The 13158-nt window shown below is 68.5% G+C and carries 18 protein-coding genes; 10 read left to right on the top strand and 8 right to left on the bottom strand.

Annotation, left to right across the window (positions count from 1 at the left end; all coding sequences use genetic code 11):
- Window positions 1–26: 26 nt before the first annotated feature.
- Window positions 27–212 (top strand): hypothetical protein, encoded by a 186-nt coding sequence (locus tag EPL04_RS04895; RefSeq protein WP_134669971.1) that lies wholly within the window; start codon window positions 27–29, stop codon window positions 210–212.
- 3 nt (window positions 213–215) lie between these two features.
- Here the strand turns inward: EPL04_RS04895 and EPL04_RS04890 are convergent, their stop codons facing one another.
- Window positions 216–845 carry a VOC family protein gene (locus tag EPL04_RS04890; RefSeq protein WP_134669970.1) on the bottom strand — a complete coding sequence of 210 codons (630 nt, stop codon included), beginning with the start codon at window positions 843–845 and terminating at the stop codon, window positions 216–218.
- 85 nt (window positions 846–930) lie between these two features.
- Window positions 931–2094 (bottom strand): cystathionine gamma-synthase, encoded by a 1164-nt coding sequence (locus tag EPL04_RS04885; protein WP_134669968.1) that lies wholly within the window; start codon window positions 2092–2094, stop codon window positions 931–933.
- A gap of 190 nt (window positions 2095–2284) precedes the next feature.
- Between EPL04_RS04885 and EPL04_RS04880 the strand changes: the two genes are divergently transcribed.
- The 8 genes from EPL04_RS04880 to EPL04_RS04845 all read left to right on the top strand — a co-directional run bounded on the left by EPL04_RS04880 (window position 2285) and on the right by EPL04_RS04845 (window position 8450).
- On the top strand, window positions 2285–2575 hold the full coding sequence (locus EPL04_RS04880) for a 50S ribosomal protein L21e (RefSeq protein ID WP_134669966.1): 291 nt from the start codon (window positions 2285–2287) through the stop codon (window positions 2573–2575).
- A 1-nt stretch (window position 2576) separates the two neighbouring features.
- On the top strand, window positions 2577–2933 hold the full coding sequence (locus tag EPL04_RS04875) for an RNA polymerase Rpb4 family protein (RefSeq protein WP_134669964.1): 357 nt from the start codon (window positions 2577–2579) through the stop codon (window positions 2931–2933).
- A gap of 44 nt (window positions 2934–2977) precedes the next feature.
- On the top strand, window positions 2978–3547 hold the full coding sequence (locus EPL04_RS04870) for a DUF655 domain-containing protein (RefSeq protein ID WP_134669963.1): 570 nt from the start codon (window positions 2978–2980) through the stop codon (window positions 3545–3547).
- Between the two features lie 60 nt (window positions 3548–3607).
- The gene (locus EPL04_RS04865) at window positions 3608–4531 is read left to right on the top strand and encodes a 16S ribosomal RNA methyltransferase A (protein WP_134669961.1); all 924 of its coding nucleotides are present in this window, start codon (window positions 3608–3610) and stop codon (window positions 4529–4531) included.
- Window positions 4528–5706, top strand: coding sequence for a mechanosensitive ion channel family protein (locus tag EPL04_RS04860; RefSeq protein WP_244605555.1), 1179 nt, complete (start codon window positions 4528–4530; stop codon window positions 5704–5706). The genes EPL04_RS04865 and EPL04_RS04860 overlap by 4 nt, the downstream gene beginning before the upstream one ends.
- Window positions 5703–6278: a HemK2/MTQ2 family protein methyltransferase gene (locus tag EPL04_RS04855; protein WP_134669959.1), complete on the top strand. Its 576-nt coding sequence runs from the start codon at window positions 5703–5705 to the stop codon at window positions 6276–6278. The genes EPL04_RS04860 and EPL04_RS04855 overlap by 4 nt, the downstream gene beginning before the upstream one ends.
- Window positions 6279–6384: 106 nt before the next feature.
- Window positions 6385–7392 carry a 5-methyltetrahydropteroyltriglutamate--homocysteine methyltransferase gene (locus EPL04_RS04850; protein ID WP_134669957.1) on the top strand — a complete coding sequence of 336 codons (1008 nt, stop codon included), beginning with the start codon at window positions 6385–6387 and terminating at the stop codon, window positions 7390–7392.
- On the top strand, window positions 7389–8450 hold the full coding sequence (locus tag EPL04_RS04845) for a methionine synthase (protein ID WP_134669955.1): 1062 nt from the start codon (window positions 7389–7391) through the stop codon (window positions 8448–8450). Before EPL04_RS04850 ends, EPL04_RS04845 begins: the two co-directional genes overlap by 4 nt.
- A 96-nt stretch (window positions 8451–8546) precedes the next feature.
- Here EPL04_RS04845 and EPL04_RS04840 read toward each other — a convergent pair whose 3' ends face one another.
- Together EPL04_RS04840 and EPL04_RS04835 are read right to left on the bottom strand one after the other, a co-directional pair.
- The gene (locus EPL04_RS04840) at window positions 8547–8888 is read right to left on the bottom strand and encodes a hypothetical protein (protein WP_134669953.1); all 342 of its coding nucleotides are present in this window, start codon (window positions 8886–8888) and stop codon (window positions 8547–8549) included.
- Window positions 8885–11260 (bottom strand): penicillin acylase family protein, encoded by a 2376-nt coding sequence (locus EPL04_RS04835; protein WP_134669951.1) that lies wholly within the window; start codon window positions 11258–11260, stop codon window positions 8885–8887. The genes EPL04_RS04840 and EPL04_RS04835 overlap by 4 nt, the downstream gene beginning before the upstream one ends.
- 276 nt (window positions 11261–11536) lie before the next feature.
- On the opposite strand from EPL04_RS04835, the gene EPL04_RS18670 reads away from it, so the two are divergent.
- Window positions 11537–11722 carry a hypothetical protein gene (locus EPL04_RS18670; RefSeq protein ID WP_167599408.1) on the top strand — a complete coding sequence of 62 codons (186 nt, stop codon included), beginning with the start codon at window positions 11537–11539 and terminating at the stop codon, window positions 11720–11722.
- A gap of 79 nt (window positions 11723–11801) precedes the next feature.
- Here EPL04_RS18670 and ndk read toward each other — a convergent pair whose 3' ends face one another.
- Genes ndk through rpl7ae form a run of 4 tightly spaced genes read right to left on the bottom strand, consistent with a single transcriptional unit; the run spans window position 11802 to window position 13059 of the window.
- Window positions 11802–12266 carry a nucleoside-diphosphate kinase gene (gene ndk / locus EPL04_RS04830; protein WP_134669950.1) on the bottom strand — a complete coding sequence of 155 codons (465 nt, stop codon included), beginning with the start codon at window positions 12264–12266 and terminating at the stop codon, window positions 11802–11804.
- Window positions 12263–12457, bottom strand: coding sequence for a 50S ribosomal protein L24e (locus EPL04_RS04825; RefSeq protein WP_134669948.1), 195 nt, complete (start codon window positions 12455–12457; stop codon window positions 12263–12265). Before EPL04_RS04825 ends, ndk begins: the two co-directional genes overlap by 4 nt.
- 2 nt (window positions 12458–12459) lie before the next feature.
- Entirely contained in the window at window positions 12460–12684 is a 225-nt protein-coding gene (locus EPL04_RS04820; protein ID WP_134669946.1) for a 30S ribosomal protein S28e, read from the bottom strand.
- A 12-nt stretch (window positions 12685–12696) separates the two neighbouring features.
- Window positions 12697–13059, bottom strand: coding sequence for a 50S ribosomal protein L7Ae (gene rpl7ae / locus EPL04_RS04815; protein WP_134669945.1), 363 nt, complete (start codon window positions 13057–13059; stop codon window positions 12697–12699).
- Window positions 13060–13158 lie beyond the last annotated feature (99 nt).

The following is a 13158-nucleotide window of genomic DNA, read 5'->3' as shown; positions in this document are numbered from 1 at the left end:
ACTGATAGCTCCCGGTGGGTCGGCGTATGAGCAATCCGCTCGAAACGCCGCTCGTCCGGTACGGGATGGCCGCCAGCAGCGCCGCGATACTCGTGATCGTCGCGTTCGCGTTCCTCGACGGGACGATGCGGTTGCTCGTCCTCGGGATGGCGGTCCTCGAAATCGCGGTCGTCCCACAGATACTCAAGCGCGCCGCCGAGCAACAGCAGTAGTAACTACACGCCCGAACCGGTCGGGGCGTCGGGGAGCTCGAACTTCTCGGCGTCGACGCCGAGTTCCTCGAGCGCGGCTTCGAGGTGGCGTTCCTCGGCGTAGTCGACGCCGTCTTCCTCGCGGAGCCGCTGGGCGGTCGCCAGCACTTCGCCCCGGCGGTCGTCGGGGATGTCGTACTTGTCGGTCGCCAGTTCGATGACGAGCCCGTTGTGGTCCTGCGTGTACAGCGAGTGGAAGATGCCCCGGTCGAACTCGTTGTAGCCGCGCCACTCCTCGTCGAGGGCCTCGCGGACCTCGACGAACTCCTCGGGGGCGATGCTAAACGAGAGGTGGTGGACCGCGCCGACGCCCGCCCGCTGGGGGCCGCGGTGGGAGTCGCGGTCGCCTTTCACGAAGAACGTGATGATGCGACCGTCGCCGGTGTCGAAAAAGAGGTGGGTCTGGGAGGGGTCGTCGAGGTTCGGCTGGCGGAGCACCAGCGGCATGCCGAGGACGTCACGGTAGAAGTGGATCGTCTCCTCGGCGTTGCTCCCGATGAGCGTGATGTGGTCGGTACCGGTGGTCCGGATCGGGCTGTCGGGTCGCTCGGGCGTGATCTCGAAGTCGTCGGCGGATCTGCGTTCGTTCGACATAGCTGTCGGTAGGAAGCCCAGCCCAATAGGTGTCAGGTAACGCCGGTGTCACCGGCTGAGAGCCGGTTCGAGCCAACGTCGGGGGCTACTCCAGCGCGGCCGCGAACGCCTGCTCGAAGTCGGACTTCAGGTCCTCGACGTTCTCGATGCCGACGCTCGCCCGGATCAGGCCGTCGCGGAGCCCCGCGGCCTCCCGCTCCTCGCGGGGGATCGCGGCGTGGGTCATCGTCGCGGGCTGTTCGATCAGGCTCTCGACGCCGCCGAGGCTCTCGGCGAGAGTGAACACCTCGGTCGCCGAGACGGCGTCGGCGGTCTCCTCGAGCGAGGCGTCGAGCTCGAAGCTGACCATGCCGCCGAAGTCGTCCATCTGCTCGGCCGCCAGCTCGTGGTCCGGGTGGGATTCGAGGCCGGGGTAGTAGACGCGGTCGACCGCCTCGTGGTCGGCGAGCCACCGGGCGAGTTCCCGAGCGTTGTCGCAGTGGCGGTCCATCCGCACCGGGAGGGTCTTGGTCCCGCGCAGGACGAGAAAGCACTCGTGAGGGCCGGGCGTCGCGCCGACGCTGTTCTGATAGAAGCCGAACTGCTCGTCGAGGTCCTCGTCGTCGGTCACCAGCGCGCCGCCGACCACGTCCGAGTGGCCGCCCATGTACTTGGTGAGCGAGTGGGTGACCGCGTCGGCGCCCAGATCGAGCGGTCGCTGGAGATACGGCGTTGCGAACGTATTGTCGACGACCGAGAGCGCGTCGTACTCGTCGGCGAGGTCGGCGGTGGCCGCGATGTCGACGACGTTGAGCAGGGGGTTGGTCGGCGTCTCGACCCAGACCAGTTCGGTCTCCGCGCGCATCGCGGCCTCGGTCTCGTCGAGGTCGGTCATGTCCACGAAGTCGAACTCCAGGTCGTACTGCTCGTACACCTGCGTGAAGATGCGGTGGGTGCCGCCGTAGACGTCCTCGCTGGCGACGACGTGATCGCCGGCTTCGAGGAGGTTGAGCACGGTGTTGATCGCGCCCATCCCGCTCGAAAAGGCCCGCCCGTACTCGCCGTTCTCGAGGCTGGCGACGTTTGCTTCGAGGTCCGTCCGGGTGGGGTTGCCAGTCCGGGAGTACTCGTAGCCGCGGTGGTCGCCCGGCGCGTCCTGAACGTAGGTGGAGTTGGCGTGGATCGGCGTCATCAGCGCGCCGGTCTCCTCGTCGGGCTCTTGGCCCGCGTGGATCGAGCGCGTCTCGAATCGGAACTGGTCGTCGTCCATGCTCGGGCCCACGCACGGCCCGTAGGTTACTCTTGTCCTTTCGGCAGCGCGGGCCAGCGCGCTCGTCGGTCCGCAACCGCGAGCGCGCCGGCCGGGACGGCTCGACCGGCAGTCAGAGTCGTGCGAGCGGTCGACCGAGCCGAGGAACGCGGCATTTATAACGCCGACAGGACAAAGAGGTCGTACGACTATGCCGAGCTCGAACGGACCCTACCACAGCACTCGCGACAAACTCTCGAACAGTCCCCGGGAGAGCGGAACTTCGCCGCCCCAGCGCGCCGTCCAGCAGTTCGAGGAGGGCCAGAAGGTCCACCTCAAGATCGATCCCAGCGTCGAGAAGGGTCGATTCCACCCGCGATTCGGCGGGAAGACGGGCAAGATCGAAGGCATGCAGGGCGAAGCCTACAAGATCCGGATCACGGACGGCGGCAAGGACAAGACCGTCATCGCCACCCCCGCCCATTTGAAGGCGCAGGAATAGCATGACCATCTTCAAGGAGAAGCTCGACGAGGAGTACCTGACGACCGCGGAGGCCAAGGAGTTGCTCGCGGACATCGAAGACGAGCGCGCGCTCGACGAGGACCGCGAGATGCGCTACGAGCTCGCGCGCGCCATCGAGCACGTCAACCGGTTCGCGGTGCTCGACCCCGAGGAGTCCCGGGAGCTCGTCGACGAGCTGGAGGCCCTCGAGAAGATCGACGAGCCCACGGCGTACAAGATCGCCGACCTCCTCCCGAAAGACCGCGACGAACTGCGCGCGGTGTTCGCCCAGGAGCGCTACACCCTCTCGGGCGACGAGCTCGACGAGATCCTCAACGTCGTCGCGAAGTACGACTGAGCGCCACCTACTCTTTAAGTAATCTGTCGCCGTACGGGACATCAATGAGCGAACGGAACGACGAGCAGGTGCCGGCAGTCGTCCTCGACTACCTCCCCAACGGCCGCGCCGACGACAATCGGCCACAACACCAGAAGCCGCCGCTGACCTACGCGGTCGGCGTCGAGGACTTCCGGCTGTTCGAAGTCACGCTCGCAGAGGACGTTCACCTCACCATCACCGACCGGTTCGACGCCGACGCGTCGGCCGACGACGTGGCGAGCGTCCGCGAGATCGACAACGAGGACCTCTCGGGGGCGGCCCAGCAGGAGCTCGAACACGCCATCCGAGCGATCGTGGAGGCCGACGAGCGGCGATTCGTGGACTTCTACAACGACGCCCAGCCCATCACGCTGCGGCTCCACCAGCTCAACCTCCTGCCCGGCATCGGGAAGAAACTCCGCAACAACATCTTAGAAGAGCGAAAGCGCAAGCCCTTCGAGAGCTTCGAGGACCTCGAAGAGCGGGTGTCGGGGCTCCACAACCCGAAGGAGGTGCTCGTCGAGCGCGTCCTCGAAGAGCTCCAAGAAGAGGACCTGAAGTACCGGACGTTCGTTCGCCGCGAGGACCAGTAACGCCGCCGGGCCGGTGGCGACTCGGTGGGTTTACCCTTTTCCGGTATCTACCCGGTCGTAATGACTATCTCGGATTCCGAGCCCAGAGACCCGGACGCTCTGCTCCGTCGGGCGGGCGTCCGCGGGAACCCGGACCGCGACCAGCACTTCCTCGTCGACGACCGGGTGCTCGATCGGCTCCCCGAGTACGCGGTGAGCGGGGCCCGACGCGGCTCCGACGATCGAGCGTCCGAGTCCTCAGACGGGGTCGACCTGTCGCACGTCCTCGAAATCGGGCCGGGGACGGGCGCGTTGACCGACCGACTGCTCGCGGTCGCCGACAGGGTGACCGCGATCGAGCGCGATCCGGACCTCGCGGCGTTCCTCCGCGAGGAGTTCGCCGACGAGATCGCGGCCGACCGGCTCGACGTCGTGGCGGGCGATGCGCTCGACGTCGAACTCCCCGAGTTCACCGCCTCCGTCTCGAACCTCCCGTACGGCGTCTCCAGCGAGATCGCGTTCCGACTGCTCCCCCGCGGGCGACCGCTCGTGTTGATGTTCCAGCGGGAGTTCGCCGAGCGGATGGCCGCCGACCCGGGCACCGACGACTACGGCCGGCTCTCGGTCTCGGCCCAGCACTACGCCGACGTCGAGGTCGTCGAGCCCGTCCCGAAAGAGGCGTTCTCCCCGCCGCCGGACGTCGAGAGCGCGGTCGTGCGGACGACGCCCCGCGAGCCCGACTACGCGGTCGACGACGAGGCGTTCTTCCTCGGGTTCGTGAAGGCGGTGTTCACCCAGCGCCGCAAGACCCTCCGGAACGCGATCCGGAACACCGCCCACATCTCGGGGCTCGACGACGCCGACGCGGTGGTCGACGCCATCGCCGACGGCGCGACCGACCTCGACCCCTCGGTGCTCGGCAAGCGGGCGGGTACGGTGGCGCCCGCGACGTTCGCCGCGATGGCCCGCGCCGCCGACGAGCACGGCAGGGGTGACTCGATGTGAGCGGCGCCGTCGATCTGGTCGCGATCGCCGACCAGCTCCGGCAGTTCGACACGGCCCAACTCCGCCTCGCGGTGAGCGCACTCATCGTGCTCAGCGTCGCGACCGCGGTGTTCTCGGCGCGGTATCTCCGCCCGAGGCTCCACGACCGGTTTCACAATCGGGTCGCCGACGTCGCCCTGACGGTGACCATCGCGGCCATCGTCTTCGGATCGGCGGTCGCGCTGTTGGTGCTGTGGGGGCTCGCGACCGACGCCGCGACGGTGCTCACGCAGGTCAGCGACTTCGTCGGCACCGGCGCGCGGATCCTGGTCGCGCTGGCGGTGGCGGCGGGCGCATACGTCGCAAGCGGCGTCATCGGTCGGGCGATCGACCGGTTCACCGACGGTCACGACACCATCACCGAACACCAGAGCGAGATCGTGTTCAGGGTCGCGCAGTTGACGGTGTATCTCAGCGCGGGCTCGATCATCATCGGCACGGTCTGGAACGTCGACCTCAGCGGCCTGCTGGTCGGGGCGGGGTTCCTCGGTATCATCGTGGGCATGGCGGCGAGACAGACGCTGGGGTCGCTGCTCGCGGGGTTCGTGTTGATGTTCTCGCGGCCGTTCGAGATCGGCGACTGGGTCGAGGTCGCCGAGGAGGAGGGGATCGTGACCGACATCTCCATCGTCAACACCCGGATCCAGACGTTCAGCGGCGAGTACGTGATGATCCCCAACGACATCGTGAGCGGCGAGAAGATCATCAACAAGAGCCGGAAGGGCCGGCTCCGGATCGAGGTCGAGGTGGGGATCGACTACGAGGCCGACGTCGAGCGAGCGACGGCCCTCGCCACCGACGCCATGAAGGGACTCGACGAGATCCTGTCGGTGCCGACCCCGCAGGTCGTCGTCCAGCGGTTCGGCGACTCCGCGGTCGTTCTGGGGCTCCGGTTCTGGATCGACAAGCCGAGCTCTCGACGGCGGTGGCGCGCCCGCACCGCCGTCGTCAAGTCGGTCAAGGCGGCCTTCGATCGCGAGGGCGTCAAGATCCCGTTCCCCCAGCGCGAACTCACCGGCCGCCAGGAGTCGGGCGGGTTCCGGGTCGCGGGTGAGTCGGCCGCCGTGGCCGAGGCGGCGCCCGACGGCGGGGGCGACGACCCCGGCGGGAACGCCGACGGGGTGAGCCCGGAGTGACCGACCTCGCCGACTGCCGGGACGTCGAGACCGAGGTCTACCAGCCGGCCGAGGACTCCCGGCTGCTCGCCGACGCCGCGATCGCGGACCTCGACTCGCCGTCGCTCGCGCTGGAGGTCGGCACCGGCTCGGGATACGTCGCGGCCCGGATCGCGGCCGAGACCGGCGCCCGGGTCGTCGGTTCGGACCTGAACCCCCACGCCTGCGCGCAGGCTCGCGACCGGGGCGTCGAGGCGGTCCGCGCGGACCTCGTCGGGCCGTTCCGCGAGGAGGCGTTCGACGCGGTGGTGTTCAATCCGCCGTACCTCCCGACCGATCCGGCCGACGAGCGCGACGACTGGATGGAAGTCGCGCTGTCGGGCGGCGAAGACGGCCTCGACGTGGTCGAACCGTTCGTGGCTTCGGTCGGGCGCGTGCTCGCGCCCGGCGGCGCGGTCTACGTGCTGGTCAGCAGTCTCGCGGGCGTCGACGAGGTCGTCGAACTCGCGGCCGAGGAGGGGTTCTCGGCGGCCGCGCTCCGGGACGACTCGTTCCCCTTCGAGACGCTGACCGCGCTGAAGCTCGTGCGGTGAGCCGCTCGCCCCGGGTCGGTTGCGAATAGGTACCGTATGTCTATGAACCTCGGTTATTTCCGAAGTAGAAAATATTAAGCGTCGGCATTCCGTAGGACGGGGTAGTATGACAGAGCGCGTCGCTACGACACCGGGAGTGTATCCGCTTCCCGACTGGGCGAAAGACGACCTCGCCGACCTGAAGGGCCACCAGAAACACGACCTCGTCGACGGCGACGAGGGCGAAGACGTGACCGCGGTGTACGAGCGTGCTCGCGAGGAAGTGATCGACCACCAGCGAGACGCGGGCCTCGATCGGATCGTCGAGGGGCAACTCCGGTGGGACGACATGCTCGCCCACCCGCTGGCGGTCCACGACAACGTCGAGACCCGGGGCATCGTGCGGTACTACGACAACAACAACTTCTATCGGGACCCGGTGGTCGCCGGTGAACTCGGCTTCGACGGCGACATCGCGGCCGAACTGGAGGCCGCGACCGCGTTCGCCGACGCCGACTCACTGCAGGCGGTCGTCCCCGGCCCGTACTCGCTGGCTGACCTCGCCACCGACGAACACTACGGCGACGACGCCGAGTTCCTCGCGGCCGTCGGCGAGTTCCTCGCCAGCGAGGTCGCGGCGTTCCCCGAGATCGAGACCCTGTTCGTCCTCGAACCCTCACTGGTCGAGAACCCACCGAGCGACGAGGAAAGCGAGCGCGCGAGCGCCGCCATCGACGCGGTGACGACCGCGGCGCCCGACGGCACCGACGTGATCGTCCACACCTACTGGGGCGCACTGGAGGAGACGGTACACGCCCACCTCCTCGACGCCGAGTTCGACGCCGTGGGCTACGATTTCGTCGCGAACCACGAGGACAACCTCTACAACATCAACGAGTACGGCACGAAAGACTCGATCGCGGCCGGGTTCGTCGACGGCCAGAACACGCTCGTCGAGGACGCCGAACAGATCGCCGAGCGGGCCGACTGGCTCGAATCGAACACGCCCGCCGCCGACTTCGAGACGATCTACCTGACGACCAACACCGAGCTGTTCTACCTGCCGTACTCGACGTTCCGGGAGAAACTCGCCGCGCTCGGCGAGGCGACCGAGGTCGCGGAGGTGAAAGCATGACCCGCGAGCAGTTCCGGCCCGACGACCACCCGAACGACCACTTCCTGCTGACGACCGTCGTCGGCTCGTACCCCAAGCCCAAGTGGGTCGACCGCGCCCGCGACCTCTACGAGGACGAGTCGGCTGACTTCGACGAGGCGGCGTGGCAGGAGGCCAAAGACGACGCCTCGCGGCTCATCACCGACGAGCACGTCCGAGCGGGCCTCGACGCCGTGGTCGACGGCGAGATGCGGCGCAACGAGATGGTGGAGTACTTCGCCCACCGCATCGACGGCTACGAGTTCAACGGGCCGGTCAAGGTGTGGGGCCACAACACCTTCGACAAGCCGTCGGTCGTCTCGGACGTCGAGTACGACGAGACGTGGCTGGTCGACGAGTACGAGTTCACCGCCGGCGTCACCGACCGCCCCGTCAAGGTCCCGATCACGGGGCCGTACACGCTGGCGAACTGGAGCTTCAACGAGGCCTACGACGACACCGAGTCGCTCGCCCACGACCTCGCGGATCTGGTCAACACGGAAGTCGAGAAGCTCGTCGAGGCGGGTGCCCGGTACGTCCAGATCGACGAGCCCGCGCTCGCGACCACCCCCGACGACCACGCCATCGTCGGCGAGTGCTTAGAGCGCATCGCGGCGGGCATCCCCGACGACGTGCGCATCGGGCTCCACGTCTGTTACGGCGACTACTCCCGAATCTACCCCGAGATCCTCGAGTTCCCGGTCGACGAGTTCGACCTCGAACTCGCGAACGGCGACTACGAACAGCTCGACGTGTTCAAAGACCCCGAGTTCACCGCGGACCTCGCGCTCGGCGTCGTCGACGCCCACGTCGCGGACGTCGAGACGGTGCCCGAGATCAAGGCTAACATCCAGAAGGGCCTCGAAGTCGTCCCGCCCGAACAGCTCACCGTCAGCCCCGACTGCGGGCTGAAGCTCCTGCCGCGGGAGGTGGCCTACGAGAAGATGGAGAATCTGGTTCTGGCCGCCCGCGAGGTCGAGCGAGAGCTCGACGCCGGCGAGATCGACGTCGAGCGGTCGGCCGTGACCGCCGACGATTAGGGCCGACAGGCGGCGCGCTCGCGAGGTCCGGGCCCTCGCGCGCCGCGCTCCGGCTGGGACGCCCCGGCCGGACTCAGAGCACGACCAGTGACCCGCTCAGACCACTCCTCGGACCAGCGATCCGATGCCGGCCGCGACCACCGGGATCGCGACGCTGAGCCCGAACGCCTGCCCGGTCGCCGCGTACTGAGAGAACGCGCCGTTGGCGGCCACCGTCGCCGCGAAGACGCCCCACGAGAGGAGCCCGACGCCGAGCCCGGCGGCCACCGCCCGCGAGAGGGTCTTCGAGACCGCCCCGACGAGCGCGCCCCCGACGAGAAAGCCGTACCAGTGGATCTGGGCCGCGCCGACCGCGATGACCGCGGCCGCCGCCAGCGCGAACCACCGCTCGCGGCGGTTCGTCCGGATCTCGGTCAACCACGCGCGGGCCACGCTCATCGGTTCTCCCCCTCGCTCGGGTCGAACCGGACGTCGACCTCGCCGCCGGGGTCCCGGCCCATCGGTTTGTACTCGCCGTCGGCCCACAGCCGGAGCTGGTCGTCGTAGTGCTCGGAGAAGTAGTCGCCCGAGTTGCCGCCCGGGAGGATACACACCGACTCGGCGTCCCTCGCTATCGGACAGACCATCCGCCAGCTACTCCCGACCGCCGACTCGGCTCGGAAGTTGTTCAGCGTGTACGCCGACCCGTCGGTGGCGTAGGCGGGGTAGTTCAGGAACGACTGGTCGAACGGGTGGGTGATCGCGGCGGTGGTGTTGTGGTCGCCGTAGGTCGCCCCGTCGTCGAGGTCGGCGACGGCGGCTCGGAGCGCCCGGACCATCGCCGCCTCGCGGCCGCCCTCGCCGAACCACCGGATGTCGGCCGGGAGGGTCGCAAGCACCCAGTCGTTCGGGTAGTAGCGCTCGCCGAGACCCGCCCGCTCGAACGCGTCGGCGAACGCCTCCTCGCGGAAGCGGTCGAACCACCGCGAGAACACGAGCGCGCCCCGCGAATCGCGGTCCATCCGGCAGTCCCAGTCCCGGAGCGTCCCGACCGGGGCTTCGAGCCCCTCGCGGCCCTCGGCGGCCGCGACGAGGTCGCCGACCACCTGTTCGGCCCGCTTCGAGTAGGTGTCGCGTTGGATCCGGCGCATGAACTCGGCGTCCATCGGCTCGTCGCTCGCGGCCCGCCGGTCGAGCAGTTCGTAGAGGCGCTGGCCCCGGTACGGACTGCTGTACGCCTCGCCGATGTAGTGGTCCGGGTCGTCGGCGATGCGCTGGTTGGCGGTGCCGAGGTAGTCGGGATCGACGACGTGGGGCTTCTCCTCGAACGGGACGAACCCTTCCCACGAGGAGACGCCGAACGGCTCGAACCCCTCCCACTCGGCCTCCCCGGCCGACCCGTCGAACACGCGAGTGCCCCGGACTTGCTCGCCGTCGATGGTCCGGCGCGGGATCCGGCCGGTGACGTAGTAGAGGCTGTTGCCCTCGCGGTCGGCGTAGACCACGTTCTGGGTCGGCAGGTCCATCCGACGGGTGGCCGCGAGGAACTCCTCGATCCCGTCCGACCGGTTGTATCCTCGGATCGCCCGCGAGGTGGCGGTCGCGGTGTGGCCGGTCCACGCGACCCCCACTTCTCGGCCCTCGCGTTCGATTACCGGGCCGTGGACCGTCTTCCGAACCGTGACCGTCCGGTCCGGGCCGTCGGCGACTCGGATGGTCTGCTCGTCGGTCTCGAACCCGCGCCACTCGCCCCGATACCGGTAGCGCTCGCCCGCGTCGTCGGTCTCGTAGGTGTAGAAGTCGATCACGTCGGCGCCGGAGTTGGTGAACCCCCACGCGCCGGCGTCGTTCTCGCCGATGACGACGAACGGGACACCCGGGAAGGTGACCCCGCGGACGTCGAGGTCGTCGGTCCGGAGGTCCATCTCGTACCACACCGGCGGCGCCGAGAGCGCGAGGTGGGGGTCGTTGGCGACCAGCGGCCGACCGCTCGCGGTGAACTCGCCCGAGACGACCCAGCTGTTCGACCCCACGCCCCGGGGGCTCTCGAACGACGAGAGCCACCGGAGGAGGTCGGCGTCCGCGAACTCTCCCCGCGGCTCGACGGGTCGGCCCGCGAGGCGGTCGCCCCCGGTACCGTCGCGGATGATGGGCGCGTCGTGGTCGAGGCGGGCGGGATACAGCTCCGCGACCGCCTCGGGGCCCAGCTCGGACGCGATCAGTTCGCGTTCGAGCGTCCGGAAGCTCCCGGTCAGCGACCAGGCGATCTGAGACTCCATGAGCATCGTGTCGGCGGGCGACCACGGATCGGGCTCGTAGTCGAGCAGTCCGAACTCGACGGGGAGCGACTCGCGTTCGATGTGGGCGTTCACCCCCTCCGCGTACGCCTCGACGGCCCGGCCCGTCTCGGTGCCCTCCAGCAGTTCGAGGTTCGCCTCCGCGCCGCCGGCGAAGTCCATCCGGACGTGGAACTCGTCGGAGTCGACGGTGGCCTCGCCCACCACCTCCGAGAGCCGACCGGTCATCACTCGCCGCTGGAGGTCCATCTGAAAGAGCCGGTCGGCGGCCTGCACGTAGCCGACCGCAAAGTACAGCGCACGCTCTCGGTCGGCCGAGACGTGCGGGGTGCCGTACTCGTCGTACCGGACGTCGGCCGCCCCGTAAGGGCTCTCGACGCGTCGGTCAGTCGGGTCGGTCGCGTCGCCCCACGCCCGGCCGGTGAACGGCGCGAACCGGTCGAGATACCCCCGCACGGGCGCCAGCGACCCGCCGGCGGCCGCGCTCCCGACGACGGCGGCCAGTAGCGCTCGCCGCGTGGTATCGGTGTCCATACGAACATCTCGCACACCGCCCATAAAACGTCTGTTCCACCGCGCGTGGGTTGTTCCATGTTGAATCGTCCACCGCGACGGCTCGACCCCGCGCCCTCGGGTTCGTTCGACAGGGCCGAAACAGAAACATACGACGTCCGACTACGTTTTCACCGGTAATGACCGCAATGGGAACGCTCGATTGACTCGGCGTCGTCGGACCGTACGCCGTCTTCTTCGTCGTGCTGATCGCCTACTACGTCTGGGAGGGGCGGCGCGATCGCCTACCCCTTCCGGGTGTACGAGGCCGAAGTCGAGGCCGAGCGCCCGCTGGTTGGGCCCCGGCGCGACCGCCGGATCGTCAGCGTCGACTGCTCGCGCCGGCTCGCGGTCCGGGCCGACGAACTGCCCGACGTCGAGCGCCCCGACGGCGACGCCATCGTCGACAGCGTCCGGGTCGACGAGCGCCCGTTCGAGGGCTGAGACGTCGCCTCGGCGGCCGGTCCTGTCGGTGTCGAAGTCGGCGGCCGCGAAAAACGAAATCGGAGAACCGACCGCTACGCTACTCGTAGAGCCACGTCTCGTCGACGCGCTCGTAGTCGACCAGTTCGTCGTCGTCGAAGAACAGCTCGATCTCGCGCTCGTTGGCGCCCGGGTCCTCGTGGTCCGAGCCGTGGATGACGTTCCGACCGAGGTCGAGCCCGAAGTCGCCCCGGATCGTGCCGGGGGCGGACTCGGCGGGGTCGGTCTCGCCCATCATGGTGCGGACCTGTCGGGTCGCGTCCTGGCCCTCCCACACCATGGCGAAGACGGGGCCGGACGTGATGAAGTCGACGAGCCCCTCGAAGAAGGGCTTGCCCTCGTGTTCGCCGTAGTGTTCGTGGGCCAACTCCTCGTCGATCTGCATGAACTTCCCGGCGACGAGCTTCAGGCCGCGGTCCTCGAAGCGCGAGACGATCTCGCCGATCAGGCCGCGCTGGACGCCGTCGGGCTTGACCATCACGAAGGTGCGCTCGGTCTCGCTCATTGTTCGGTGCGTCCCGCGCCGCCGCCGTCCTCGGTCCACTCCAGATCGCGGGGCTCGCGGCCGAGGTCGGCGTTCTTTTCGCACTTCGCGGAGCAGTAGTGGATCGTGGTGCCGTCCGTGCGGACGAACATCGTCCCGGTGCCGGGCTCGATGTCCGACCCGCAAAAGTCACACTCTCTGGTCTGGGGCATCGTTATTGGCCTCCGATGGAGTCGGCTTCGCGGGCGGTCTCGCGCAGCTGGAGCACGTCGCCCTCCCGGACGGGGCCGAGGCAGTTCCGCGTGATGATGCGGCCCTGGTTCTCGCCCTCGCGGATGCGGCACTTGACCTGCATGGCCTCGCCGTGCATCCCCGTCTTGCCGACGATCTCGATCACTTCGGCGGGCGTGGAGCCTTCTTCAGCTTCCTCTGCACTCATGACTCAACCACCTTACCGAAGTTCCTCGACCTTGCCGGCGATGTCCTCCACGTCGTCGTCGGCCTCGCCCGCGTCCACGACGGCCGCGGCGGCGCTGCCGACTTCCAGCCCGGCGGCGTGACCGATGTCGTCCTGGGTCTCGACGAAGACGAAGGGGATCCCCTTCTCGTCGGCGAGCTCCGGGAGGTGCATGACGATCTCCTCGGGCTGGACGTCTTCGGCGACGTAGACGAGCTCGGCGTTGCCGCGCTCGATCGCCTTGGTCGTCTCGTTGGTTCCTTTCTTGACGCTACCTGTGTCTCGGGCGACCTCGAGCGCCTCGACGGCGCGGTCCTGAAGGTCGGCTGGGACGTCGAAGTTTACGTACACTGGCATTGGTTGTTCACCTCCTGCACGTCGGCTCAGGCTCCCCTGCCGGAGTGGTCCTGTGCGGCTAGGAGCATCATCAACCGCGCGCAGGTTGTACGACTTGAT

Origin of the sequence: Halorussus marinus, from assembly GCF_004521895.1 — an archaeon.
GTDB lineage: Archaea > Halobacteriota > Halobacteria > Halobacteriales > Haladaptataceae > Halorussus > Halorussus marinus.
The sequence above is the reverse complement of the archived record's forward strand: the minus strand, read 5'-3'. Positions and strand labels throughout refer to the sequence as shown.

Excerpts from the sequence above, each read along its gene's own strand:
- EPL04_RS04895 (WP_134669971.1), top strand. The coding sequence starts at position 27 with ATGAGCAATCCGCTCGAAACGCCGCTCGTCCGGTACGGGATGGCCGCC.
- EPL04_RS04890 (WP_134669970.1), bottom strand. The coding sequence starts at position 845 with ATGTCGAACGAACGCAGATCCGCCGACGACTTCGAGATCACGCCCGAG.
- EPL04_RS04885 (WP_134669968.1), bottom strand. The coding sequence starts at position 2,094 with ATGGACGACGACCAGTTCCGATTCGAGACGCGCTCGATCCACGCGGGC.
- EPL04_RS04880 (WP_134669966.1), top strand. The coding sequence starts at position 2,285 with ATGCCGAGCTCGAACGGACCCTACCACAGCACTCGCGACAAACTCTCG.
- EPL04_RS04875 (WP_134669964.1), top strand. The coding sequence starts at position 2,577 with ATGACCATCTTCAAGGAGAAGCTCGACGAGGAGTACCTGACGACCGCG.
- EPL04_RS04870 (WP_134669963.1), top strand. The coding sequence starts at position 2,978 with ATGAGCGAACGGAACGACGAGCAGGTGCCGGCAGTCGTCCTCGACTAC.
- EPL04_RS04865 (WP_134669961.1), top strand. The coding sequence starts at position 3,608 with ATGACTATCTCGGATTCCGAGCCCAGAGACCCGGACGCTCTGCTCCGT.
- EPL04_RS04850 (WP_134669957.1), top strand. The coding sequence starts at position 6,385 with ATGACAGAGCGCGTCGCTACGACACCGGGAGTGTATCCGCTTCCCGAC.
- EPL04_RS04845 (WP_134669955.1), top strand. The coding sequence starts at position 7,389 with ATGACCCGCGAGCAGTTCCGGCCCGACGACCACCCGAACGACCACTTC.
- EPL04_RS04840 (WP_134669953.1), bottom strand. The coding sequence starts at position 8,888 with ATGAGCGTGGCCCGCGCGTGGTTGACCGAGATCCGGACGAACCGCCGC.
- EPL04_RS04835 (WP_134669951.1), bottom strand. The coding sequence starts at position 11,260 with ATGGACACCGATACCACGCGGCGAGCGCTACTGGCCGCCGTCGTCGGG.
- ndk (WP_134669950.1), bottom strand. The coding sequence starts at position 12,266 with ATGAGCGAGACCGAGCGCACCTTCGTGATGGTCAAGCCCGACGGCGTC.
- EPL04_RS04825 (WP_134669948.1), bottom strand. The coding sequence starts at position 12,457 with ATGCCCCAGACCAGAGAGTGTGACTTTTGCGGGTCGGACATCGAGCCC.
- EPL04_RS04820 (WP_134669946.1), bottom strand. The coding sequence starts at position 12,684 with ATGAGTGCAGAGGAAGCTGAAGAAGGCTCCACGCCCGCCGAAGTGATC.
- rpl7ae (WP_134669945.1), bottom strand. The coding sequence starts at position 13,059 with ATGCCAGTGTACGTAAACTTCGACGTCCCAGCCGACCTTCAGGACCGC.